General features: G+C 69.3%; 24 protein-coding genes, 1 tRNA gene and 1 other RNA gene. 15 read left to right on the top strand and 11 right to left on the bottom strand.

Annotated elements, in window-relative coordinates:
- Window positions 1-54 precede the first annotated feature (54 nt).
- On the top strand, window positions 55-486 hold the full coding sequence (gene rplK, locus V2S05_RS07170; RefSeq protein ID WP_071643823.1) for a 50S ribosomal protein L11: 432 nt from the start codon (window positions 55-57) through the stop codon (window positions 484-486).
- An 11-nt stretch (window positions 487-497) separates the two neighbouring features.
- Entirely contained in the window at window positions 498-1,187 is a 690-nt protein-coding gene (rplA, locus tag V2S05_RS07165; RefSeq protein WP_271639560.1) for a 50S ribosomal protein L1, read from the top strand.
- A gap of 73 nt (window positions 1,188-1,260) precedes the next feature.
- On the opposite strand, the gene V2S05_RS07160 is transcribed toward rplA, so the two are convergent.
- Window positions 1,261-1,923: a LysE/ArgO family amino acid transporter gene (locus tag V2S05_RS07160; RefSeq protein WP_413634557.1), complete on the bottom strand. Its 663-nt coding sequence runs from the start codon at window positions 1,921-1,923 to the stop codon at window positions 1,261-1,263.
- 71 nt (window positions 1,924-1,994) lie between these two features.
- Here V2S05_RS07160 and V2S05_RS07155 point away from each other — a divergent pair, with 71 nt between their 5' ends.
- Window positions 1,995-2,879 (top strand): LysR family transcriptional regulator ArgP, encoded by an 885-nt coding sequence (locus V2S05_RS07155; RefSeq protein WP_413634556.1) that lies wholly within the window; start codon window positions 1,995-1,997, stop codon window positions 2,877-2,879.
- Window positions 2,880-2,906: 27 nt separating this feature from the next.
- On the opposite strand, the gene V2S05_RS07150 is transcribed toward V2S05_RS07155, so the two are convergent.
- The 5 genes from V2S05_RS07150 to V2S05_RS07130 form a co-directional block, all read right to left on the bottom strand.
- Window positions 2,907-3,584 carry a YqaJ viral recombinase family protein gene (locus V2S05_RS07150; RefSeq protein ID WP_271639563.1) on the bottom strand — a complete coding sequence of 226 codons (678 nt, stop codon included), beginning with the start codon at window positions 3,582-3,584 and terminating at the stop codon, window positions 2,907-2,909.
- A 105-nt stretch (window positions 3,585-3,689) separates the two neighbouring features.
- A complete protein-coding gene (locus V2S05_RS07145; RefSeq protein WP_413634555.1) occupies window positions 3,690-4,352 on the bottom strand; it encodes a hypothetical protein in 663 nt (220 codons plus the stop codon).
- A gap of 4 nt (window positions 4,353-4,356) precedes the next feature.
- A complete protein-coding gene (locus V2S05_RS07140; RefSeq protein ID WP_413634554.1) occupies window positions 4,357-4,971 on the bottom strand; it encodes a hypothetical protein in 615 nt (204 codons plus the stop codon).
- A complete protein-coding gene (locus tag V2S05_RS07135; RefSeq protein ID WP_413634553.1) occupies window positions 4,968-6,095 on the bottom strand; it encodes a hypothetical protein in 1,128 nt (375 codons plus the stop codon). Before V2S05_RS07135 ends, V2S05_RS07140 begins: the two co-directional genes overlap by 4 nt.
- Complete coding sequence (locus V2S05_RS07130) at window positions 6,095-6,388, bottom strand: hypothetical protein (protein ID WP_271639567.1); 294 nt, start codon at window positions 6,386-6,388, stop codon at window positions 6,095-6,097. Before V2S05_RS07130 ends, V2S05_RS07135 begins: the two co-directional genes overlap by 1 nt.
- A 330-nt stretch (window positions 6,389-6,718) precedes the next feature.
- Here V2S05_RS07130 and rplJ point away from each other — a divergent pair, with 330 nt between their 5' ends.
- Both rplJ and rplL read left to right on the top strand, forming a co-directional pair.
- The gene (gene rplJ, locus V2S05_RS07125; protein WP_204974405.1) at window positions 6,719-7,207 is read left to right on the top strand and encodes a 50S ribosomal protein L10; all 489 of its coding nucleotides are present in this window, start codon (window positions 6,719-6,721) and stop codon (window positions 7,205-7,207) included.
- Window positions 7,208-7,259: 52 nt separating this feature from the next.
- Window positions 7,260-7,643, top strand: coding sequence for a 50S ribosomal protein L7/L12 (gene rplL / locus V2S05_RS07120; RefSeq protein ID WP_204974404.1), 384 nt, complete (start codon window positions 7,260-7,262; stop codon window positions 7,641-7,643).
- Between the two features lie 100 nt (window positions 7,644-7,743).
- On the opposite strand, the gene V2S05_RS07115 is transcribed toward rplL, so the two are convergent.
- A complete protein-coding gene (locus V2S05_RS07115) occupies window positions 7,744-8,751 on the bottom strand; it encodes a LacI family DNA-binding transcriptional regulator (protein ID WP_413634552.1) in 1,008 nt (335 codons plus the stop codon).
- A 246-nt stretch (window positions 8,752-8,997) separates the two neighbouring features.
- Between V2S05_RS07115 and V2S05_RS07110 the strand changes: the two genes are divergently transcribed.
- The 3 genes from V2S05_RS07110 (at window position 8,998) to V2S05_RS07100 (ending at window position 12,729) form a co-directional block, all read left to right on the top strand.
- The gene (locus V2S05_RS07110) at window positions 8,998-10,329 is read left to right on the top strand and encodes an ABC transporter substrate-binding protein (protein ID WP_413634551.1); all 1,332 of its coding nucleotides are present in this window, start codon (window positions 8,998-9,000) and stop codon (window positions 10,327-10,329) included.
- Between the two features lie 91 nt (window positions 10,330-10,420).
- Window positions 10,421-11,761, top strand: coding sequence for a carbohydrate ABC transporter permease (locus tag V2S05_RS07105; protein WP_271639572.1), 1,341 nt, complete (start codon window positions 10,421-10,423; stop codon window positions 11,759-11,761).
- A complete protein-coding gene (locus tag V2S05_RS07100) occupies window positions 11,761-12,729 on the top strand; it encodes a carbohydrate ABC transporter permease (protein ID WP_413634550.1) in 969 nt (322 codons plus the stop codon). Before V2S05_RS07105 ends, V2S05_RS07100 begins: the two co-directional genes overlap by 1 nt.
- Window positions 12,730-12,742: 13 nt before the next feature.
- Here V2S05_RS07100 and V2S05_RS07095 read toward each other — a convergent pair whose 3' ends face one another.
- Window positions 12,743-13,075: a cupin domain-containing protein gene (locus tag V2S05_RS07095; protein ID WP_271639574.1), complete on the bottom strand. Its 333-nt coding sequence runs from the start codon at window positions 13,073-13,075 to the stop codon at window positions 12,743-12,745.
- 38 nt (window positions 13,076-13,113) lie between these two features.
- Between V2S05_RS07095 and V2S05_RS07090 the strand changes: the two genes are divergently transcribed.
- From V2S05_RS07090 to V2S05_RS07075, 4 genes are all read left to right on the top strand, one after another.
- Window positions 13,114-13,779 carry a phosphatase PAP2 family protein gene (locus V2S05_RS07090; protein ID WP_413634549.1) on the top strand — a complete coding sequence of 222 codons (666 nt, stop codon included), beginning with the start codon at window positions 13,114-13,116 and terminating at the stop codon, window positions 13,777-13,779.
- Window positions 13,754-14,356, top strand: coding sequence for a GNAT family N-acetyltransferase (locus V2S05_RS07085; protein ID WP_413634548.1), 603 nt, complete (start codon window positions 13,754-13,756; stop codon window positions 14,354-14,356). The genes V2S05_RS07090 and V2S05_RS07085 overlap by 26 nt, the downstream gene beginning before the upstream one ends.
- Window positions 14,357-14,417: 61 nt before the next feature.
- Window positions 14,418-14,505 (top strand) — tRNA-Ser (locus tag V2S05_RS07080).
- A gap of 58 nt (window positions 14,506-14,563) precedes the next feature.
- Window positions 14,564-15,466, top strand: a complete 903-nt coding sequence (locus tag V2S05_RS07075; RefSeq protein WP_413634547.1) for a rhodanese-related sulfurtransferase — start codon at window positions 14,564-14,566, stop codon at window positions 15,464-15,466.
- A 22-nt stretch (window positions 15,467-15,488) separates the two neighbouring features.
- Here the strand turns inward: V2S05_RS07075 and V2S05_RS07070 are convergent, their stop codons facing one another.
- Genes V2S05_RS07070 through V2S05_RS07060 form a run of 3 tightly spaced genes read right to left on the bottom strand, consistent with a single transcriptional unit; the run spans window position 15,489 to window position 19,849 of the window.
- Window positions 15,489-17,690, bottom strand: a complete 2,202-nt coding sequence (locus V2S05_RS07070) for a DUF3488 and DUF4129 domain-containing transglutaminase family protein (protein ID WP_413634546.1) — start codon at window positions 17,688-17,690, stop codon at window positions 15,489-15,491.
- Entirely contained in the window at window positions 17,683-18,867 is a 1,185-nt protein-coding gene (locus V2S05_RS07065; protein ID WP_413634545.1) for a DUF58 domain-containing protein, read from the bottom strand. The genes V2S05_RS07070 and V2S05_RS07065 overlap by 8 nt, the downstream gene beginning before the upstream one ends.
- Before the next feature lie 7 nt (window positions 18,868-18,874).
- Window positions 18,875-19,849, bottom strand: a complete 975-nt coding sequence (locus tag V2S05_RS07060) for an AAA family ATPase (RefSeq protein ID WP_271639580.1) — start codon at window positions 19,847-19,849, stop codon at window positions 18,875-18,877.
- 169 nt (window positions 19,850-20,018) lie between these two features.
- On the opposite strand from V2S05_RS07060, the gene ffs reads away from it, so the two are divergent.
- From ffs to V2S05_RS07045, 3 genes are all read left to right on the top strand, one after another.
- Window positions 20,019-20,115: signal recognition particle sRNA small type (gene ffs / locus V2S05_RS07055), an RNA gene on the top strand.
- Window positions 20,116-20,195: 80 nt separating this feature from the next.
- Window positions 20,196-20,813: a rhomboid family intramembrane serine protease gene (locus V2S05_RS07050; RefSeq protein WP_413634544.1), complete on the top strand. Its 618-nt coding sequence runs from the start codon at window positions 20,196-20,198 to the stop codon at window positions 20,811-20,813.
- Entirely contained in the window at window positions 20,810-21,442 is a 633-nt protein-coding gene (locus V2S05_RS07045; protein ID WP_413634543.1) for a hypothetical protein, read from the top strand. The genes V2S05_RS07050 and V2S05_RS07045 overlap by 4 nt, the downstream gene beginning before the upstream one ends.
- Window positions 21,443-21,445 lie beyond the last annotated feature (3 nt).

Raw genomic sequence — 21,445 nt, 5'->3', positions numbered from 1 at the left:
CTGGGTCCCTGAGCCCGTCGAAGGCAGCCAGCGCAGCTCGATGAAAGGAAAATCATGGCACCCAAGAAGAAGGTGACCGGCCTGATCAAGCTTCAGATCAACGCCGGTGCAGCCAACCCGGCGCCGCCGATCGGCCCCGCGCTCGGTCAGCACGGCGTGAACATCATGGAGTTCTGCAAGGCGTACAACGCCGCGACCGAGTCGCAGCGCGGCAACGTCATCCCCGTGGAGATCACCGTCTACGAGGACCGCAGCTTCACGTTCGTCCTGAAGACCCCGCCGGCAGCCGAGCTGATCAAGAAGGCCGCAGGCGTGGCGAAGGCCTCGGCCACCCCGCACACCGTCAAGGTCGGCAAGATCACCAAGGACCAGGTCCGTCAGATCGCCGAGCAGAAGCAGGCCGACCTGAACGCGAACGACATCGACGCCGCATCGAAGATCATCGAGGGCACTGCGCGCTCGATGGGCATCACGGTCGAGGGCTGAGGGAGATAACAATGGCTACCAAGTCCAAGGCATACCAGGCGGCACTCGCGAAGATCGAGGAAGACCGCTTCTACACCCCGACCGAGGCCGTCGCCCTCGCAAAGGAGACCGGGTCGGCGAAGTTCGACTCGACCGTCGAGGTCGCGCTGAAGCTCGCGGTCGACCCCCGCAAGGCAGACCAGATGGTGCGCGGCACCGTCATGCTCCCGCACGGCACCGGCAAGACCGCCCGCGTCATCGTGTTCGCGAACGGTGCAGCCGCTGAGGCCGCCATCGCCGCAGGCGCAGACGAGGTCGGCGGCGCCGAGCTCATCGAGAAGGTCGCCGGCGGCTGGACCGACTTCGACGCCGCGGTCTCGACCCCTGAGCTCATGGGCCAGGTCGGTCGTCTGGGTAAGGTGCTCGGCCCCCGCGGCCTGATGCCGAACCCCAAGACCGGCACCGTGACCCCCAACCCGGCCAAGGCCGTCGAGGAGATCAAGGGCGGAAAGATCGAGTTCCGCGTCGACAAGCACGCCAACGTGCACTTCATCGTCGGCAAGGCATCGTTCACCGCTGAGCAGCTGAACGAGAACATCGGCGCAGCGCTCGAGGAGATCGTCCGCCTCAAGCCGTCGAGCTCGAAGGGCCGCTACATCCAGAAGGGTGCCGTGTCGACCACGTTCGGCCCCGGCATCCCGCTGGACGTCAACGCCATCTGACGCTGATCGGGCGGGCCGCTGAGCCCGCCGACGCAAGACCCTCGCCGGTTCTCCGGCGGGGGTCTTCCTCGTCTCAGCCGGAGAAGACGGGCAGCACCAGCAGGATGCCCATGAGCACGAGCAGCGCGGCGATCACCGTGTCGAGCATCCGCCATGCGCGGGGCGTGCGCAGCCAGCGGCCCAGGTGCCTGGCGCCGAACCCGAGGGCGAAGAACCACGTGACGCTGCCCAGGATCGCCCCGGCGGCGAAGAGCCACCGCGCTTCGCCATGCGTCGCGGCGATCGACCCGATGAGCAGCACGGTGTCGAGGTAGACGTTCGGGTTGAGGAACGTGAAGGCGAGGGTCGCGATGAGCACCGGCGCCAGACGGGTGAGGGTCGCGGTCGGGGTGCCGCCGCCGGCCGCGGAGGGCGATCCGGATGCTGGTGGCGCGTCCGCCACCAGGGCCTCGCCCTCTGCTCGCCATGCGCGCCGCGCGGCGAGGACGCCGTACACGACGAGCGACAGCCCGCCCAGCCAGCGGGCGACGACGATGAGCCAGGGCAGCTCCGCGATCAGGAAGCCGAGTCCCGCGGTGCCCACCAACACCAGCGCCGCATCGGATGCCGCGCAGATGAGCACCACCGGGAGGACGTGCTCACGACGAAGCCCCTGGCGCAGGACGAACACGTTCTGCGCGCCGACGGCGATGATCAGGGAGTACATCAGGCCGAGGCCGGCGACGAAGGTGAGCACGAGTCAAAGCTAGGGCGCCGGAGTGGATCAGTGCCAGCGAAGATGGCTGCACGAGCATTAGCATCACTTATGTGAAGATCGATGCCCAGCTGGCAGCCACCGTCGCCATGGTGGTCGACGAGGGAAGTTTCGAGGCCGCCGCGCGGCGGATGAACCTCACGCAGTCTGCGATCAGCCAGCGCATCAAGTCGATCGAACAGCAGATCGGCAGAACCGTGGTGGTGCGCTCGCGCCCGGTCCGCGCGACCGAGGCGGGTGAGGCGCTCGTGCGGCTGGCCAGGCAGGTCGCGCTGCTCGAGCACGACGCCGTGACGGCGTTCGGCCTCGGTGACGCCGCGCCCGACTCGCCTCGGGTGCGCATCCCGCTGGCCGTGAACGCCGACTCCATGGCGACGTGGTTCCTCGCTCCGCTCGCACGCGTGGCGCGCCGGCATCCGATCGACGTCGATCTGCACCGCGACGACCAGGACTACACGGCCCGCATGCTCGAGTCAGGTGAGGTGATGGCGGCCGTCACGAGCGAAGCCGAGCCGGTGGGCGGCAGCGCAGTCACGCCGCTCGGCGTGCTCGAGTACCGTGCGATGGCGACCGCCGCCTACATCGAGGACTGGTTCGCGGATGGCGTCACCGCCGAGACGCTGGCCCGCGCGCCGTTCGTCGACTTCGACCGGCGCGACACCCTGCAGCAGGGGTGGCTGCGGGCGAGAGGGGTGGATCCGTGGCAGGTGCCGAGACACTACGTGCCGGCGTCGCACGACTTCTCCGAGGCGGTTCGGCTCGGACTCGGCTGGGGGCTGATCCCCGCGCCGCACGTGACCGACGGGCTTGTCGAGCTGGGCGAGCCGCGCATCCGGGTGCCACTGTACTGGCAGCAGTGGAACCTGCGCTCCCCGCTGCTCGACGCGATCGCCGCGGAGGTGGCGGCTGAGGCCGCCCTGGTGCTCGCTCCGCTCTGAGCGGCGCGGACAGCGTCAGCGCCGCGGTCACTCCGAGAGGGCCAGAGCGCGGAACATGTCGCGCTCGCGAAGCGCCGAGCGGCGGCTCGGAGCAAGCGGCGCGCGGGTCGGCGGCGCCTGACCCGTGGTGCGACGGTAGAGCTCGTCGATCAAGCGCGTCGCAAGGGCGATGAGCTGACCGATCTCCTTCTCGTCGCGGTCGATCCACACGGAGCGCGGTTCGTCGTGGATCGGATTGAAGTCGTCATGCTCCTCCCACACGAACAGCGTGCGCTCGGCGCCGAGCACGTGCTGCTGCCACCAGACCTGCCGCAGGTAGGTGCGGGGGATGGTGCGCCACGACTTGTTCGTGGTCTTGATCTCGGCGAGCAGCACGCGCCCGTCGCCGTCCACGCAGATGCCGTCCGGCGTCGCCAGGTGGCGCTTCTCGATCTCCGCGTGGAACAGGGCCGACGAGGGCAGGATGCCGTGGGTCGCCGCCACCCACGCCGCGATCTCCGGTTCCCGACGGCGTCCGTGATCGGTGTACGCGTTGCCGCCGAACCGAGGGCCGGCGCCGAGCTTGGCATCCGCAGCGCGCGCGATCGACGCCTCCCCGGAGAGACCGGCCACGTCGGTGGCGGTGATCCCGCGGGCCCGCGCGCGAAGCCATGCGACCCGGTCGCGAGAATCCGCGAGCATGCGCGCTTGGAGTTCGGGAGTCACCTTATGAGAGTACCCGCGGCGCGGTGGTCCGTCGGGCCCCACACGCCGTGCACGCCGGCGGGCCCGATCGCGAGGAGGACGCGGACGACACCGAATCGCAACGCGTCAGCGCAATGCGGTGTCGCGCACGGTGCGCCATACTCGGTCGGCCTCGGCGCGGCCGCTGATCAGCCGGATGCTGCCGGAGAACAGCACGACGGACGAGACGAACCCGATGATCGCCCAGAGTCCGTACATCACGAGGTTGGCTGAGGGCGCCGCGACGGTCTCGAAGAACGCGTAGGTCGCGTACGCCCCGAACAGTGCCGCGCACGAGGCGGCGGCGATGCGGACGAAGGCGCCAGGCCGGAACATGAGAAGTCGTGTGTGCAGCCAGCCGGCCCACGACGGCGCGAGCCGGCCGGAGCGGTAAGGGCCCGCCAGCCACGCCGCGAGCGATCGGACGAGCCGACGACCGGAGAGGCCCAGTGCGATCAGCATCCACAGGCTCAGGCCGAGCACGGCGAGAAGAGCGAGGCCGGTGACGCCGGCGAACGCGCTGACCACCGGCGACCGGTCGCCGCTAAAGGCGTCGATGACGGCACTCGAGCCCGACGCGCCGACGACAGAGCCGACGAACGCGAGCAGCCCGAACCCGATGCGGGACCAGCGCAGGTAGTCGGCTCCCAGCACCTCCACTGCGCGCTGGGCCCTGGATCGCTCTCCCGCAGCCTCTGGGTCGGGGCTCAGATAGGGGCGGGACTCTGCGCGGATGAGGTGGAACGCCATGGCCCTATTCTGTCGCCTCGGGTTCAGGCGGGGTCTGCCCAGGGGGCAGCAGCAGCGTGGTGTCGAGCGCGTACGCCACCCGGATCAGCAGATCCTGATGACGGTGAGGATCGGAGGTCATCCCGGTCACCAGAGCGATGCCGCGATCGCCGGGGAGCGACAGCTCTCCCACTGCGACGATGCCCTGCGTCGGCGTGCCGACGGTGCCGAAGGCGATCAGCCCGGTGCGCCCGTCGGATGCCGTGAACGAGGTGCTCGAGCCTGCTGCACCCAGCTTGGCCGCGGCCAGATAGGCGAGCGAGCGATCGGCGTCGCGCACGACGTCTTTCTCGGCCCGGACGACCTGAGTCGACAGGAACCATACGGCGGGACGGTCGCCCACGTCGAGGTGCATGCCTGCGAAGTCGAACGACGAACCGGAGAACATGGCCACGCCGCGGTGGAACCCGGCGGTGAGAGCGTCGCGTGCCTCCTCCGTCAGCCACCCTTCTCCGGATGCGAGGTAGCGCTGCCACCACTGCGCCGGCGTCTGATCGCCGAACGCCCGCAGCTCGATCCAACCCTGTGGGAGGCGCTGCCATACGACATCGCGCTCGGGGGCACTGGTGTGGGTCGTCACCATCGCTCCTCATCCGTGCGCGGTCCTTCGCCCGCAACCAGGTTCCTTCCGCGTTCGACGAGATTCGTCCATGGGCCGCTGATGCTCTCGAGGAAGTCCTTGCCACCCGAGTACATGTCGTTCGCGGTCGTCGCCGCCCAGTAGGTGTTGCCGGCGAGCGCGCCCGTGCTGATGGACAGCGACGCGACCGTCACCACGCCGCCGGTCATAGCCCCGCCGCCGGCGGTGGCGAGGCCAGGTCCGATCGTGGGGATGTTGATCCGCAGCACACTGGCGCCGTTCCCGAGCACACCGCTCAGGCCCGACGCGGCGAATCCCAGTGCCAGTCCGGCCACCCCGACGGCGAAATCGCCCCAGGTGCCGCGGCCCGTCAGGGCCTGCAGGCCGTCGATGACGACCAGGGCGACGGAGATGCCCAGCGCGATCGGTGCGAGCGCCGGGAACACGAACGACAGCAGGCTGATGATCGGCAGCGCAGCTCGGAGGATGTCCTCGAGAATCGGGACGACGTACTCCATGAACTTGTCGGCGAGATCCACCGCGTCGTCCCAGGTGTTGGAGAACCAGTTGCCCGCATACTGGCCGATCTCGTCGCGTGCGGATTCGAGCAGGCGCGCGATCTCTGCGGCGCGCTGCGACACAGCCTCCTGCAGGCGGCGGGCTTCCGCGAGGATCGACGCCAGATCGCCCTGGGCCAGCGAGAGGGCACGCTCGGCGTCGCGGACGGCGTCCGGATCCGGCGTGGCGCCGTCGGCGGTGGAGTCGGCGTCCTCACGGGCGCCTTCGCTCCGGTTCACCGCAGCGCGCGCCTCGGCGGCGTCGTCTTCCAGGACCCGCGCCCGGCGCTGGAACTCGGCCAGCTCGCTCACCCAGGTCGACAGCGTCGTGTGGGACGAGCGCAAGGCGCGTCCTGAGTCGACGAGCCGGGGACGGAACTCCTCGGACTGGTTCGCACGGAACGCGTCGGCGGCGAGACCGCTCCACGTCGTCTCATCCGCGCCATCCAGCACAGTGAGCGCATCGTCCACGCCATCGGCGCCGGAGCTGAGATTGTCGACGAAGCCTTCGAGCAGAGACAGATCCCCGGGGGCCGGGTCGAATCCGAGTGCGGGGAACGCGCTCATCACCGCTTCCCCTCATCCATGTTGGCCGCGACCTCCGCGTCGAAGCTGCGGAACGCCTCGAGAACCGAGCTGAGCCCCCCGTGCGCGTCTTCCGAGAAGCGGGCGAGTTTGTCGAGCCCGCCGCCCCACGCATCGTGCAGCTCGTGCAGTCGCTCGCGCAGCTCATCCTGCGGCACAGCGCCGCTCGACGCCGAGCCGAGTGCGCTCGTGGCTCCGTCGAGCATCGATCGCATGCTCTTGTAGGCGCGGATGCTGGCTTCCATGGCGGTGTAATCCAGGCTGACGTCTGCCACGATGTGTCCTCTCTCGGCCCGTGCCCCTCGCGGGTGCGTGTCGCCTGTTCACGCTAGCGAAGGCGATCGGACCCGTCGATGGGGAGAACTGCCCGCGTGCACCGATTTGGGGGAGATGCGCGGATGCCGTAGAGTGAGTGATAACCGAAGACCGCCGGTCATCGTCGTGTGCGAACGTGACGATCGAAGCACTGCTCAGCAGGGGCCCGCGCAGGTGTGCGAATACTTCTCGAAGCTCCGTGCGCTTGCGCCGGGGCTTTTCTCATGTCGTGGGGCGGTCGAGGTCGACGTCCCGCATCCGCGTGGCGTCCGTACACGTAAGGAGTGACCATGGCGCAGAAGGATGCAACGGTTGCCGAGCTCACGAAGTCTTTCGAGAACTCGAACGCCGTCCTGCTGACCGAGTACCGCGGTCTGACGGTTGCCCAGCTCAAGGAGCTGCGCGGCAACATCCGTCAGGACGCGGAGTACGCCGTGGTGAAGAACACGCTGACCAAGATCGCCGCGAACAACGCGGGGATCACGTCGCTCGACGAGGACCTCAAGGGTCCCTCGGCTGTGGCGTTCGTGCACGGTGACTTCGTCGCCACTGCCAAGGCTCTGCGGGACTTCGCCAAGGCCAACCCGCTTCTCGTGATCAAGGGTGGCGTCTTCGAGGGCAAGGCCCTCGACGCCGACGAGGTCAACAAGTACGCCTCGCTCGAGAGCCGTGAGGTTCTGCTGGCGAAGGCAGCGGGCATGATGAAGGCGACGATGGGCAAGGCTGCCGCCACCATCGACGCGCTTCGCGAAAAGCTGGAGACCGCAGAGGCCGCGTGAGCGTCCGGCGATCTCCCCACCCAAACCACACCTTTATCTAGGAGAAAACATCATGGCGAAGCTTTCCACTGAGGAGCTGCTGGAGCAGTTCGCAGGCCTCACCCTCGTCGAGCTCAGCGATTTCGTGAAGGCGTTCGAGGAGAAGTTCGACGTCACCGCGGCCGCTCCGGTCGCCGTTGCCGGCGCAGCCGGTGGCGCTGGCGCTGCTGAGGCCGAGGAGGAGAAGGACTCGTTCGACGTCATCCTCGAGGCTGCCGGCGACAAGAAGATCCAGGTCATCAAGACCGTCCGCGAGCTCACCTCGCTGGGCCTCGGCGAGGCCAAGGCCGTCGTCGACGGTGCTCCGAAGGCCGTCCTCGAGGGCGCCAACAAGGAGACCGCCGAGAAGGCGAAGGAGGCCCTGGAGGCCGCCGGCGCCACGGTCACCCTCAAGTAATCACGCCTCACCGCGTACAGAAGGCCCTCGGCTCGCGCCGGGGGCCTTCCTGCATGCCGGCGAGCAGCACCTGCCGCCGCCGGCCCGCGCCGACGCCGGGTCAGGGGCGCGGCACCGCGGTCGACGAGCGCACGACCAGCTCCGACGGCACGGCGAGCTGCTCGGCCGGCGCGTCGGGGGCATCCATCCTGCGCAGCAGCAGCTCGACCGCGGCGAGCCCCTGCATCCGGGGCTGCTGTCGCACAGTCGTCAGCGAGAACATCTCGGCGTGCGCGTGGTCGTCGATGCCTACCACGCTCAGTTCCGCCGGCACAGAGAGCCCGAGACGTCTGGCGGCGATGATGCCGCCGATCGCGGCTTCATCGCACACCGCGACGAACGCGGTCGGGCGGCTCTGGCGGTCGCCCAGCATGCGCACGCCCGCTTCGTAGCCGCCAGGCGTCGTCGAGTCGCCGGGCGCGTGCCGCACGGCCGACTGCAGCGATGCGGCGGTCATGGCCGCCCGGTAGCCGCGCAGGCGCTGCTCGTCGCCGTAGGCGTGGTCTGCGGCATCCACACGGCCGCCGAGGAAAGCGATGTCGCGGTGTCCGAGGTCGATGAGGTGCTCCGTCGCGATGCGCGCGGCGGCCTCGTCGTCGATCGAGACCGAGCTGTTCTCCTCGTGATAGGCCCCGACGCTCACCAGCGGCGACCCGACCCGCACCAGCCGCGACAGCTCGTGGGTGCTCGGCTGGATGCCCACGGCGATGATCCCGTCGAGTCGGCGGCGGGGGAGCACATCCGAGAAGAGGCGCGCGCGCTCGTCCGAGCCGTCCCGTGTTCCGTAGAGCACCAGGTCCTGCCCGGCTTCCAGCAGCCCCTCCTGGATGCCCGAGAGCAGCTCCGCGAAGAACCAGCGGTCCAGGGCAGGCATGATCACGCCGACCGACAGCGACCGCCCGGTGGCGAGAGTGGTCGCCGAGGAGTGGGCGACGTAGTGCAGCTCGCGCGCGGCATCCCGCACACGCTCACGCGTACCGGCCGAGACGTATCCGCCGCCGCTCAGCGCACGACTGGCCGTGGCCTTGGAGACGCCGGCTCGTGCGGCGACGTCGGCGATCGTGCTCATGGGGCTCCTCGAGTCGGCCACGTCAGAATACCGGCGGCCGGGCGTGGGAGGGAACCGGTTCCACGCGCTATGCTCTGGGAGCGCTCCCAAACGAGTGATCACGTCTGCACAACGGTTGTGCGATCAGCTCAGCGTGGCATTGTGCCGGGGCGCTCAGGGCAAGTAGGTTGTCCTGGAATCGGTTCCTCAACGCTGCGGGCTCTCCGCCGACCGAGGGCCGGAACACCCTGGAAGAGGAGAAAACACATGGCTCTGTCACAGCGATACCGCCTGCTTGCTCCCCTCGCCCTGGTCGGCGCGACCGCACTTGCGCTGACCGGATGCGCGGAGCCTTCATCGGGAGGCGGCGACGACGGCAACGTGGAAGGCAAGACAGTCCGCATCTCCGGTGGCATCACCGGAACCGAGGCCGACGACCTCAACGAGAGCTTCGCGGCCTTCGAGAAGGACACCGGGATCAAGGTCGAATACACCGGCGACAAGAGCTTCGAGGGCAACATCGTCACCAAGGTGGCCGGTGGCGATGCACCCGACATCGCCATCGTCCCGCAGCCGGGTCTGCTCAAGACCCTCGTCGAGACCGGCAAGGTCGCCGAGGCGCCCGAGAGCGTCTCGAAGGCCGTGGACGAGAACTGGTCGAAGGACTGGAAGGCCTACGGCACGTTCGACGACACGTTCTACGCGGCGCCGATGCTCGCGAATCTGAAGGGCTACATCTGGTACTCGCCCGCGAAGTTCAAGGAGTGGGGCGTCGAGATCCCCAAGACCTGGGACGAGCTGATCGCCCTTACCGACACCATCAAGGAGAAGTCGGGACAGGCGCCCTGGTGTGCCGGATTCGCCTCGGGTGAAGCCTCCGGCTGGCCTGGCACCGACTGGATCGAGGACCTCGTCCTTCGTCAGTCCGGTCCTGAGGTCTACGACGACTGGGTGGCGGGAGATGTGAAGTTCACCGACCCGGAGATCAAGGAGGCGTTCGACGCCGTCGGCTCGATCATCCTCAACCCCGACTACGTGAACGCTGGCTTCGGTGAGGTCAAGAGCATCAACTCGACCGCGTTCGCCGACGTCGCGGCCAAGGTCGCCGACGGCAGCTGCGCGCTGACGCACCAGGCCTCGTTCCTCTCGGCCAACTTCCTCGATGTGAAGAACGCCGCCGGTGAGACCCCCGAGGTCGGCCCGGAGGGCGACGTCTACGCCTTCATCACCCCCGGCATCACCGAGGGCGAGCTGCAGGTCGAGGGTGGCGGCGAGTTCGTCGCGGCCTTCAACGACGACGCCGCGACGGTGAAGGTGCTCGAGTTCATGGCATCGCCCGAGTTCGCTGACGCACGCGTCGAGCTGGGCGGCGTGATCTCGGCGAACAAGAACGCCGACGCGAGCCTCGCGAGCAGCGAGTTCCTTCAGGAGGCCATGGGCATCCTGCAGGATGACTCCACCGTCTTCCGCTTCGACGCGTCCGACCTCATGCCGTCGACGGTCGGCTCGGGCTCGTTCTGGAAGGGCATGGTCGACTGGGTGGACGGCAAGGACACCGAGCAGGTGCTGAGCGACATCCAGGCAGGTTACGAGAACTAGTCGCTCGCGCCGGTCTGAGCGCAAGTCCGCTGGTCAAAGCGGGGTCGGGCAGCGATGCCCGACCCCGCATCCTTACTCAGAAGGGGATCCCATGTCACTGCTGACAGTCGACGACAAAGACACGGCGGAGCTGCCGAAGACCACGCATGGGGTGGATGCCAAGGGGCGTCGACTCACGCGGATCGCGGTCGTCGCAGGTTTCGTCGCCATCGCCGCGGTGCTGTTCCTGCTCATCATTTCGGCACCGGTCGAAGACCCGGCCCGCATCGCCCTCGGCCCGGTCTCGCTGAACAACTTCTTCCTCTGGCTGGGCGGACTGCACCCGCTCGTCCAGATCCCCGCCGTGCTGCTCGTCTTCGGGCTCGTCGTGGGCATCGTGCTCGTGCTGATCGAGTTCGCGCCGCGTCCCGGCAAGGGGTACTTCATCATGCGGCTGGTGGCGTGCCTCGTCATCCCCGTGCTGGCGCTGCTGCTGCTGCGCCCCTACTCGAACGCGGTGCTCTACGTCGTCGCGATCGCGCTGCTCTCGGGCGCCCTGCTGTTCTTCGCCGACTACCGTTCGCGCCAGGGCGCGGGCTACCTCTTCCAGCTCGTCCTGTTCATGGCCCCCGCGGCGATCATGCTGCTGCTCGGCCTGATCTACCCCGCGATCGCGACCTTCGTGAAGTCGTTCTTCGACAAGAGGGGCGAGGAGTTCGTGGGGCTCGAGAACTACATCTGGGTGTTCACCAACCCGGTCGGAACGTGGTCGGTGATCAACACCCTGATCTGGGCGCTTCTGGCCCCCACGATCTCGGTGGCCTTCGGACTCGCCTACGCGGTCTTCATCGACCGCGCCCGCGGTGAGAAGGTGCTGAAGGTCCTGGTCTTCATGCCGGTCGCCATCTCGTTCGTCGGCGCGGGCATCATCTGGAAGTTCATGTACGACTACCGGCAGGGCGACCAGCTCGGCCTGCTGAACGCGATCGTCACGATGTTCGGCGGCGACCCGGTGAACTGGCTGGCCGTCGAGCCGCTGATCAACACGTTCATGCTGCTGATCGTGTTCATCTGGACGCAGACCGGCTTTGCGATGGTGATCCTCTCGGCCGCGATCAAGGCCGTCCCTGCCGAGCAGCTCGAGGCGGCCGAGCTCGACGGCACGAACGCCTGGCAGCGGTTCTGGAACGTCACCGTTCCCGGCATCCGCTCCTCGCTGATCGTCGTGCTCACGACGATCACGATCATGTCGCTGAAGGTCTACGACATCGTCGCCGTCATGACCGGCGGTCGTGACAACACCACCGTGCTCGGCTTCGAGATGGTCAACCAGCAGCAGCGCTTCCAGAGCTACGGGCACTCGTCGGCACTCGCCGTGGTGCTGTTCATCTTCGTGCTGCCCCTGATCATCTACAACGCCCGGTCGCTGACCAAGCAGAGGGAGATCCGCTGATGACCGTCACAGAAGCCGTCGTCCGCGACACGCGCACCAAGCGGCAGGTCGCCCGCGACACTCGCCGCAACGAGGCGATCGCCCACAAGAAGCTGACGTCGAAGGGCGCCACGATCGCCGCGGTGATCATCGCGGTGTTCTGGACCATCCCGACCTTCGGTCTCTTCGTCACCTCGTTCCGCCCTGGCGCCGACACCCAGTCCACCGGGTGGTGGACCGCCTTCACCAACCCCGAGTTCACGCTCGAGAACTACGCGGAGGCGCTCACGGCCGGCGGCACGTCGACCACGCTCGCCACGGCGTTCATCAACTCGCTGGCGATCACCATCCCCGCGACCGTGTTCCCGATCGTGATCGCCGCGCTCGCGGCCTATGCGTTCGCCTGGATCGACTTCAAGGGCCGCAACCTGCTGTTCGTGTTCGTCTTCGCGCTGCAGATCGTGCCGTTGCAGATGGCCCTCGTGCCGCTGCTGAGCCTGTTCTCGGAGGGGCTCACCATCAACGACGTGATGGTCTTCCCCGGGCTCACGCTCAACGACGTCGAGTTCAGCTTCGCTCGCGTGTGGATCGCGCACGCGATCTTCGCTCTGCCGCTCGCGACGTTCATGCTGCACAACTTCATCGCCGAGATCCCGGGTGACATCGTCGAGGCCGCACGCGTCGACGGGGCGGGTCACGGACAGGTGTTCTTCCGGATCATCCTGCCCCTGGCGATGCCCGCCATCGCCTCGTTCGGCATCTTCCAGTTCCTCTGGGTGTGGAACGACCTGCTGGTCGCGACGATCTTCGCGTCGCCCGGCGCGCTGCCGATCACCCAGGCGCTGAACTCGCTGTCCGGCACCTGGGGCAACCGCTGGTTCCTGCAGTCGGCCGGAACGTTCATCTCGATCATCGTGCCGCTGATCGTGTTCTTCGCCCTGCAGCGGTTCTTCGTGCGCGGCCTGCTGGCCGGCGCGACGAAGGGCTGATCGCCAGGCGGTCTCAGCCGAGCAGCACCAGCAGGACGTGCGACGGCTGCTCGGCCTCGAGCTCGTGCAGCACCCCGGCGGTGACGGTGATCGTACCGCCGGGGGAGAGCACGTGCTCCGTCTCCGCCACCCGGAATCGGATGGCACCCGCGACGACCTGCACGAGGATCGGTACGGGCGCGCGATGCTCGCGCATGGTCGTGCCGGCGTCCATCGTCAGCATCCGGATCTTGAACCCGTCGCCGTCGAGCACGCGGTGCGGGCGCACCCGGCCGGGTTCGACGGCATGCGCGTGGACGAGATCGGCGGCCGAACCGCCGAGAAGCATGAAGGGATCGGCGCTCATAGCCGAAGATTAGCGCGCTCTCGGGGCAGAATGGGCTGATGAGAAGACGAACGCTGCTGATCGCCGGAAGCGCGACACTCACCCTGGCCGCGCTTCTCGGAGTGCTCGTCGTTCTGCTTCCTCGAGGTGCGACCATCGGGCTCGACGTGTTCTGGAACGACCTCATGTCGCAGGTGCGTCAGGAGTGGATGCTGTCGGCCGCCTATCTGCTGAACTGGATCGGTGGGGGATGGGTGGCCATCATCCTCGTGCCGCTGCTGGTCGTGCTGCTGCTCGTGCTGCTGCGCCGATGGCGGGGAGCGGTCTTCGCGGCGATCGCGTTCGTGGTGAGTGCCGGGCTCACTCAGCTGCTCAAGGAGATCTTCGCCAGAGCGCGCCCGGACGACATGCTGGTCACTTCGGACTTCGGATCATTCCCCTCCGGGCATACCTCCAACGCCGCGACCATCGCCATGGTCCTCTGGCTCGTCTTCCCGCGCGTGTGGGTGGCGATCGTGGGAGCGGCGTGGGTCGTGGCGATGGCGCTCTCGCGCACGCTCCTGGCCGTGCACTGGATCACAGACACCCTCGGCGGAGCCCTGGTCGGTGCGTCCGCCGCGCTGCTCGTGGGGGCGTTCGTGCTGAGCTGGGCGTCGCTAGGCTGGGCGCCGACCACAGCGCCCATGACGAGGAGCCACCGTGACGAGGATCCGTCCGTACCGTGATGCCGATCGCGACGCGCTCTACGACATCTGCGTGAAGACGGCGGATGCCGGGGGCGACGCGACCGGCATCTTCGCCGACGACCGCCTGTGGGGCGATGTCTTCGCCGTGCCGTACGTGGTGCGGCATCCGGACCTCGCCTGGGTCGTCGAGTCGGCCGACGGCCGCACCGTCGGGTACATCGTCGCGACCGACGACACGGATGCGTTCGAGCGGTGGTTCCGTGAGGAGTGGTGGCCGTCGAGGCAGGGCTCGTACCCGCTCTCGGGTGCCGCCGAGCCCACCCGGGAGGACGGGATCATCGGCTACGCCAGCCGTCGCGCCCCCGGCAACGAGAAGCACGCAGCGGAATACCCCGCCCACCTCCACATCGACCTGCTGCCCGAGACGCAGGGTCAGGGGCTCGGACGCCGGCTGATCGAGACCCTCTTCGTCGAGCTGAAGAACCGGGGAGTGCCCGGGCTGCACCTCGGCATGAACCCCGCCAACACGGGGGCCGGCGCCTTCTATGAGCGTCTCGGCATGCACAGGCTGGAGTCGGCCGCCGACACCACCATGTACGGCGTGCGCTTCGACTGATCGGTTCCACGCTGGTCCGAGGCGGCGCGCGCGATCGGATAGGATGGACAAGTTGTTTCCTGGTGACGTGTCCGAGCGGCCGAAGGAGCACGCTTGGAAAGCGTGTGTTGTGCAAGCAACCGCGGGTTCGAATCCCGCCGTCACCGCCAGAGCCCCGAGGGTCCGCACGAAGTGCGGGCCGTCGGGGCTTTTCCGTAGAATCTCCTGGTGCCCACTCCGAAGATCGTGCTGTTCTACGCGTTCGCGCCCCTGGCGGACCCGCAGGCGATCCGCCTCTGGCAGCGCGACCTCTGCGAGTCGCTCGCGCTGCGCGGACGCATCATCATCTCCGAGCACGGCATAAACGGCACTCTGGGGGGCGATCTGCCCGCGGTGAAGAAATGGGTTCGCCGCTTCCGCGAGCATCCGGCGTTCGCCGACGCCGACGTCAAGTGGAGCGAGGGCACGGCGATCGACGCCGACGGCTTCAGCACCGACTTCCCCAAGCTGAGCGTGAAGGTGCGCGGCGAGATCGTCTCGTTCGGCGCACCCGACGAGCTGCGGGTCGATCAGCGCGGAGTGGTGGGCGGCGGTGCCAGACTCGACCCCGAGCAGCTGCACACGCTGGTCGCCGAGCGCGGCGACGAGGTCGTCTTCTTCGACGGTCGCAACGCGCTCGAGGCCGAGATCGGCAGGTTCAGGAACGCCGTCGTGCCCGACACCGACACCACTCGCGACTTCGTCCGCCTGCTCGACGAGGGAGCCTACGACGACCTCAAGGGCAGACCGGTCGTCACCTACTGCACCGGCGGGATCCGCTGCGAGGTGCTGTCGAGCCTGATGGTCTCGCGCGGTTTCGGCGAGGTGTATCAGCTCGACGGCGGCATCGTCCGCTACGGCGAGAGGTTCGGCGACGATGGCCTGTGGGAGGGGTCGCTCTACGTCTTCGACAAGCGCGGATCCGTCGACTTCAGCGACCACGCCGCCGTCATCGGCACGTGCGCCGGGTGCGGCGCGGCGACCAGCCGCACCGCGAACTGCCCGGACAGGTCGTGTCGTCGCCAGTTCGTCGTCTGCGCCGACTGCGACGCCGTGCCGTGTGCGGAGCACGCGCCGGCGTTCACCTCCTGAACCCGTTCACGTCTGCACCCGTTCACCGTCGCAGCAGAGATGCGGGCAGCAGCCGGGCGAGCAGTCGGCGCCGTCCGCCGACGCTGACCTCCAGGTCGCCGATCACCCGGCGCAGCGACGCATCGAGCTCCCCGCCCGCAGGGGCGCGCTCGGCGTAGCTGCGGCGCTCGACGGCAGCCACCAGGTCGCTGAGCGCGGCAGCGTCCACGCTGCGCGACGCGACGAGGGACTGCGCGCGGACGCGCGCGGTCTCGGCCGCATGCAGCGGCAGCCGCAGGTCGGCCATGGTGTCGGCGACCTCCCGCCACGCCGCGATGGCGTCGCCTGCCGCCGCCGCGCGCATCCGCCGCATCCGGCGCAGCGCGCGAGCGATGCCCGGCAGCAGCAGCACCATCAGGATGCCGGCGACGATCAGCAGCACCGGCGTCGGGTCGAGCTGCCGCAGCGCACCGTCGGCGCCGGACCCGGGGTCTTCGTCGCTCCGGTCGGGCCCGCCCGTGGGGGCGACCGACGGCGCCGCCGTCGGTGCGGCGGACGCGGTCGGCACCTCCGCGTCGCCGTCACCGCCCGCTGCGGCCCCGGGGACGAAGTCGGTCGGCGTCCCGAGCGTCGCGGTCGGCTCGAACGGCACCCAGCCGATGCCGCGGAAGTGCACCTCGGGCCACGAGTGCAGCTTGTCGCTCGTGACGGAGTACACGCGCTGCTCGCCCCGTTTCTCATCGGTCGCTGTTCCCGGCAGGTAGCCGACGACGATGCGCACGGGCATGTCGAGCGTCTGCGCCATCAGGGCGAAGGCGCCGGCGAAGTGGATGCAGTACCCGCTGCGCACGTCGAGGAAGGTCGCCACGGCATCGGCGCCCGTGCCGTCGAAGCCGTCTTCGACGGGGGCGTCGAGGGAGTACTCGAACTCCGAGCGGAACCAGCTCTGCAGAGCGAGCAGCCGGTCGTAATCGGTGTCGGCGCCGCTCGTGACCTCTCGTGCGAGCTCGCCGATGCTCTCGGGGAGATCGTCGGCGGGCATCGAGACGAGCTCTGCGCCGCCGGCGGAACTCGCCCGGATCTGCTCGAGGCTCGGTGCGGGGGTGGCCATCTGCACGGTGTAGTCGGCGCCTGCGGCATCCTGCGTCGCGCTGATCACGGTGCGGTTCAGCGGCATCGCCTGCCATCCGCGCGGCAGTCCGCTGACCTCTTCGGCGGCGTACGGCACGGGCAGCCGGGAGCTCGAGATCCCGACGACCCGGATCGAGACCTCATGCTCGACCGTCTCGATGTCATCGGTCCACGGGCGCGCGCCGAAACCGTCTTCCACGGGGTTCCGGTCGGAGCGGTCAGGACGCCACACCTCGCCGTCGAACCTCGACAGGGTCGCCAGTCGCAGGTACGGCGGCGCCGCGGCCGAGGTCACGACCGTCAGCGCCCTGGTCTCATTCGGGCGACGCAGGTCGTCGCCCAGGCGCAGATCGGCGTTCACCGTCGACACCTGCCCGTTCCCGCCGGCGGCGACGCTCAGCGGCAGAGCGGGGGAGACGAGAAGGGTGGCTGCGATCGCCGCTGCGCCGATGAGCCCGGCGGCGACGAACGGCGAGTGGCGGGTCGCGCCGCGATCGTGACGGGCGCCGAAGCGCAGCACCACCAGGATCATGACCGCCTGCACCACGAACCACACCGGATCGACCGAGCCGAAGGTCACCAGCGAGGGCACCGTGCCGACGATCGATGTGAACAGCGCGGTGAGCACGACCAGCCGGTGCGCCAGCAGGTGGTCGACGAACAGGGCGACCAGGGCGAACGCCAGGCCCATCGCCGTGGTCATCGAGACCGTCGAGTCGATCGGGGCGACGCCGTTCGCTATCTCGTCCACCGCGCGCTGCAGGCGCAGCCCGGTCAGTTCGACGCTCGCGGCGGTGGGCACGATCCCGAATTCGGCCGCCTCGCTCGCCAGCAGGCTGGTGAGCACCAGGGCGAGCGCGATCAGCTGCAGCAGCAGAGCAGCCAGAGACCGGATGCCCTCGCGCAGTCGTCGGAACAGGAGTCTTCCCGCCATCCCAGACGCGGCGGTCGCGGCGATGGTCATCACGACCGCGAACGTCCACGCTCCCGGGGCGATCACCCCGGTATACGGCCACATCGCGACGAGGGTGGACACCGCGGCGAGCACGCCGGGCCCGGCGATCCCCGGCCGGGCGATCGCGGGTGCGGGCGGGGTGTCGGTGGGCTCAGCCACGGGGCGCCTTCACTCGGGGCATGGCGGCCTCCCACGCATCCGCCGGGTCCGCCGACGCGTGCAGCGCGGCGACGTTCCAGCCCCGGTCGGCGGCGACGGTCAAGGCCTCGGGACGCGCGCCCGCGGCTATCAGCATCGGCGCCGAGGCGCCCGCCGTGCTCAGGTGCGCCGCGTCCTCCGCATCGATGATCCCGGTGATCAGCACCAGAGGGCCCGGTGGCGTGCCGCCCACGATGGCGCGCAGATCCCGTGCCTCGCCCCGCGGCGTCACGGTCGCCAGCGCCACCATCAGACCGTCGCGGTCGTCCTCGTGGCCGCGCAGAGCGCCCAGCAGCGACCCCGCGCTGTCGAACACGTCGACGCTGTAGCCGTCCTGCACGAAGCGCAGCGCGACCGATGCGCACAGCGATACCGCCGCCTCGAAGTCGGGATCGACCGCATCGCCGCGGTGCGCCCAGCGCGACGCCGCGCGGTCGAGCACCACGACGGCATCCGGACTCGCCTCTTCCTCCTCCTGGCGCACCATCAGCGTTCCGCGGTGCGCGGTGGCACGCCAGTGGATGCGCCGCCGGGAATCGCCCGAGAGGTACGCGCGCGGAATCAGGTTGTCGGCTCCCTGCCCCAGCCGCGTCGAGCGGGTCTGCGCGGCGCCGCCCGCGGCTCCGACCTTGGTCGGCAGCGGGGCGAGCGCGAGCACCTGCGGCACGACCGTGATCATCCGCGTGTCGCCGAAAGCCTGCACGCGCTGCGCGAGACCGAACGGATCGACGGTGCGCAGCAGCAGCGGGCCGAGGGTCGCCGTGCCCCGGCGCACCCCCTCGAGGTCGTAGTGCAGCAGCCGCGTCTCGTCGGGATACTCGCCGGATGCGTCGCCGCGCACGGCCTCGGGGAGCGTGTCGGCCCAGCGCCCGTGCGGGATGCCGGGAGAGTACAGCTCGAAGCGCACGGTGACCTTCGACGTCTCGCCCACGGCGAGCAGATCGGTGGAGATCTGCCGCCACACCTCGCCGCGCCGCCGCGGTGCGCGCACGGCGAGCAGCGCGATGAGAGGCAGCACGATGAGCAGCACCCCGACGTACAGCAGGGCGCGGGCGGCGAGCACGCTCGCGGCGATGCACAGCATCACCCCCAGCAGCAGGCACGCTGCTCCTCGCGCGGTGAGCGGACGGGTGCGCATGGGGTGCTCAGACGCGTGCGGCGAACGGCACCGGCACCCGCGAGACGATCTGGCGCAGAGCCGCCTCGACCGGCTGCGCACCCGCGCGGTGCACTCCGCGCGCGGCCAGCAGGCGGTGCGCGAAGACGGGGATCACCAGATCGGCCAGATCGTCGGGCACGACGTATTCGCGGCCGTCGAGTGCGGCCACGACCTTGGCGGCACGCACCAGCTGCAGGGTCGCCCTGGGGCTCGCCCCCAGATGCAGACTCGGATCCTGCCGCGTGGCCTGCGCCAGCGCGACGGCGTACTCCTCGAGCGACTCGGCGACGTGCACGCGGCGCGCCCAGGCGATCAGCCCGCGCACCGTCGCGGCGTCCGCGACGGGGGCGATCGCCGAGAGCGGGTTGGCGGTGTCGCGCTGGCGCAGCATGAGCGTCTCGGCCGCGGCATCCGGATACCCCATCGAGATGCGCATCATGAACCGGTCGCGCTGCGCCTCGGGCAGCGGGTAGGTGCCCTCCATCTCGAGCGGGTTCTGCGTGGCCACCACGAGGAAAGGGTTCGGCAGCGGATGAGTGGCACCGTCGACGGTGACCTGATGCTCCTCCATCGCCTCGAGCAGCGCCGACTGGGTCTTCGGTGAGGCGCGGTTGATCTCGTCGGCGATGACGATGTGCGCGAAGATCGCCCCGCGCTTGAACTCGAACTCCCGCTCCACCGGGTCGTACACCGCCACGCCGGTGACGTCGCCGGGCAGCAGGTCGGGGGTGAACTGGATGCGGCGCACGGTCGCGTCCACGCTGGCGGCCAGTGCGCGCGCGAGCATCGTCTTGCCCACGCCCGGCACGTCCTCGATGAGCAGATGCCCCTCGGCCAGCAGGCAGACGAGAGCGTTGCGCACGGCATCCGCCTTGCCGTCGATGACCGACGAGACCGAGGCGACGATGCGCGATGTGTGCTGGGTGAACTGCTCAGCAGTCAGCGATGCGTTCTCGTGCATGCGGGCCCTCTCGTGCGCGGCGGTGCGTGTGATGATCGTAACGCCGTCCGAGGGTGCGGACGCAGCCTCGGAGCGCGCATGCCCGGTCACGCGACGATCGTGCATCGATGCGAGCCTAGGCATGCGGCCGTGCTGTCCGAGCATCGGCCGACGTTCGGGTAGACTGATGGACGGCTCTCCGCGTGACGGCATCCAGGCCAATTCCCCCAGGACGGAAACGTAGCAAGGGCAACCGGGCTCTGTCGGGTGCGCGGAGAGTCTTCTCTTTCCTCGAGCGATGCCCTGGGGGCGTCGGCTTCGGCCGGATCCTCGGCTCTCTCACCGGATGCCCTGCGAGGATCGACCTGTGACCGCTCCCGCCGCTCCCGCCCCGCGCCCCTCTTCAGCTGGTCGCTTTCTCGCGCCGGCGGCGCTGCTCGCGGTGATGTGGGCGATCCAGCTGCTCGATGCCGTGCTGCCGGGGTCGTTCACCGGATGGGGACTGCGCTCCTGGGATCCCGCGAGTCTTCCCGGGCTCGTGCTCGGCCCGCTGCTGCACGCCGGCTGGGCGCATCTGACCAGCAATTCGCTGCCGCTGCTCGTTCTCGGCTGTCTGGTGGCGGTGGAGGGCGCGAGACGCTTCTGGGCCGTGACGGGGATCATCGCCGTGGTGGGCGGGGCGGGCACCTGGCTGCTCAACGCCCCGGGCACGCTCACCGTCGGCGCATCCGTGCTCGTGTTCGGATACTTCGGATACACCGTGCTGCGCGTATTCGCCCCCGGCCGTGTGTCGCACCGCATCGCCTACGCCGCGATAGCACTCATCGTCATCGTGCTGTACGGCACCACGGTGCTCACCGGCATCTTCGGCGCCGGTGCAGGGGTGTCGTGGCAGGCGCACCTGTTCGGGGCTGTCGGCGGCGGCATCGCCGCGCTGGCCGCGCGACGCCCCGCGCGCGCCCCGCGCCCGCGCGTGCGATCGTGAGCGCTCGCCGCGGCCGCCGGGCGGCCGGGTCGAGGGCGCGGGCACGGCGTCGGCAGCGGATCAGGGTCGCCGCGGTCACCGCCGCAGTCGCGCTCGTGGCATCCGGGGTGCTGGCCCTGATCGCCCTCATCACCGCACCCCGCGCCGAGGGCTACTGCCTCGATCAGCCGGAGGCGTACCCCGCCTTCGGAGTGAACGGGTGGCGCGGCGAGCAGCTCGAGAACGCGGCGACCGTCGTGCGCACCGCGCGCGAACTCGGATTCGCCCGCGACGGTCAGATCATCGGCGTCATGGCGGCGATGGGCGAGAGCTCGTTGCGCAACCTCGAGCACGGCGACTGGGAGACCTCGGGGGTCGTCAATCCCGACGGCAGCCGCACGACGAGCATCGGGCTGTTCCAGCAGCAGGAATGGTGGGGCAGCACCGCCGAGCGGATGGATCCGGTCACGGCCTCGTCGATGTTCTTCACGCGCCTGAGACGCGTGCCCGACTGGCAGAGCCTCGAGCCGTCGAGGGCCATCAACCGGGTGCAGATCAACTCCGACCCCGAGCACTACGCCCGGTTCGCCGACGACGCTGCGGCGGTGGTGGATGCCCTGTCCGGGCCGTGCCCTTCGACAGGCCGCTGAGCC

Origin of the sequence: Microbacterium sp. OR16, from assembly GCF_047306725.1 — a bacterium.
Classification (GTDB): domain Bacteria; phylum Actinomycetota; class Actinomycetes; order Actinomycetales; family Microbacteriaceae; genus Microbacterium.
Note: the sequence above shows the minus strand (reverse complement) of the source record. Positions and strands in the feature narration are given on the sequence as shown.

What these genes read in the sequence shown, in the direction of transcription:
- rplK (WP_071643823.1), top strand. Translation starts at nt 55, where the DNA reads ATGGCACCCAAGAAGAAGGTGACCGGCCTGATCAAGCTTCAGATCAAC.
- rplA (WP_271639560.1), top strand. Translation starts at nt 498, where the DNA reads ATGGCTACCAAGTCCAAGGCATACCAGGCGGCACTCGCGAAGATCGAG.
- V2S05_RS07145 (WP_413634555.1), bottom strand. Translation starts at nt 4,352, where the DNA reads ATGGCGTTCCACCTCATCCGCGCAGAGTCCCGCCCCTATCTGAGCCCC.
- V2S05_RS07135 (WP_413634553.1), bottom strand. Translation starts at nt 6,095, where the DNA reads ATGAGCGCGTTCCCCGCACTCGGATTCGACCCGGCCCCCGGGGATCTG.
- rplJ (WP_204974405.1), top strand. Translation starts at nt 6,719, where the DNA reads ATGGCGCAGAAGGATGCAACGGTTGCCGAGCTCACGAAGTCTTTCGAG.
- rplL (WP_204974404.1), top strand. Translation starts at nt 7,260, where the DNA reads ATGGCGAAGCTTTCCACTGAGGAGCTGCTGGAGCAGTTCGCAGGCCTC.
- V2S05_RS07115 (WP_413634552.1), bottom strand. Translation starts at nt 8,751, where the DNA reads ATGAGCACGATCGCCGACGTCGCCGCACGAGCCGGCGTCTCCAAGGCC.
- V2S05_RS07110 (WP_413634551.1), top strand. Translation starts at nt 8,998, where the DNA reads ATGGCTCTGTCACAGCGATACCGCCTGCTTGCTCCCCTCGCCCTGGTC.
- V2S05_RS07105 (WP_271639572.1), top strand. Translation starts at nt 10,421, where the DNA reads ATGTCACTGCTGACAGTCGACGACAAAGACACGGCGGAGCTGCCGAAG.
- V2S05_RS07100 (WP_413634550.1), top strand. Translation starts at nt 11,761, where the DNA reads ATGACCGTCACAGAAGCCGTCGTCCGCGACACGCGCACCAAGCGGCAG.
- V2S05_RS07095 (WP_271639574.1), bottom strand. Translation starts at nt 13,075, where the DNA reads ATGAGCGCCGATCCCTTCATGCTTCTCGGCGGTTCGGCCGCCGATCTC.
- V2S05_RS07090 (WP_413634549.1), top strand. Translation starts at nt 13,114, where the DNA reads ATGAGAAGACGAACGCTGCTGATCGCCGGAAGCGCGACACTCACCCTG.
- V2S05_RS07065 (WP_413634545.1), bottom strand. Translation starts at nt 18,867, where the DNA reads ATGCGCACCCGTCCGCTCACCGCGCGAGGAGCAGCGTGCCTGCTGCTG.
- V2S05_RS07060 (WP_271639580.1), bottom strand. Translation starts at nt 19,849, where the DNA reads ATGCACGAGAACGCATCGCTGACTGCTGAGCAGTTCACCCAGCACACA.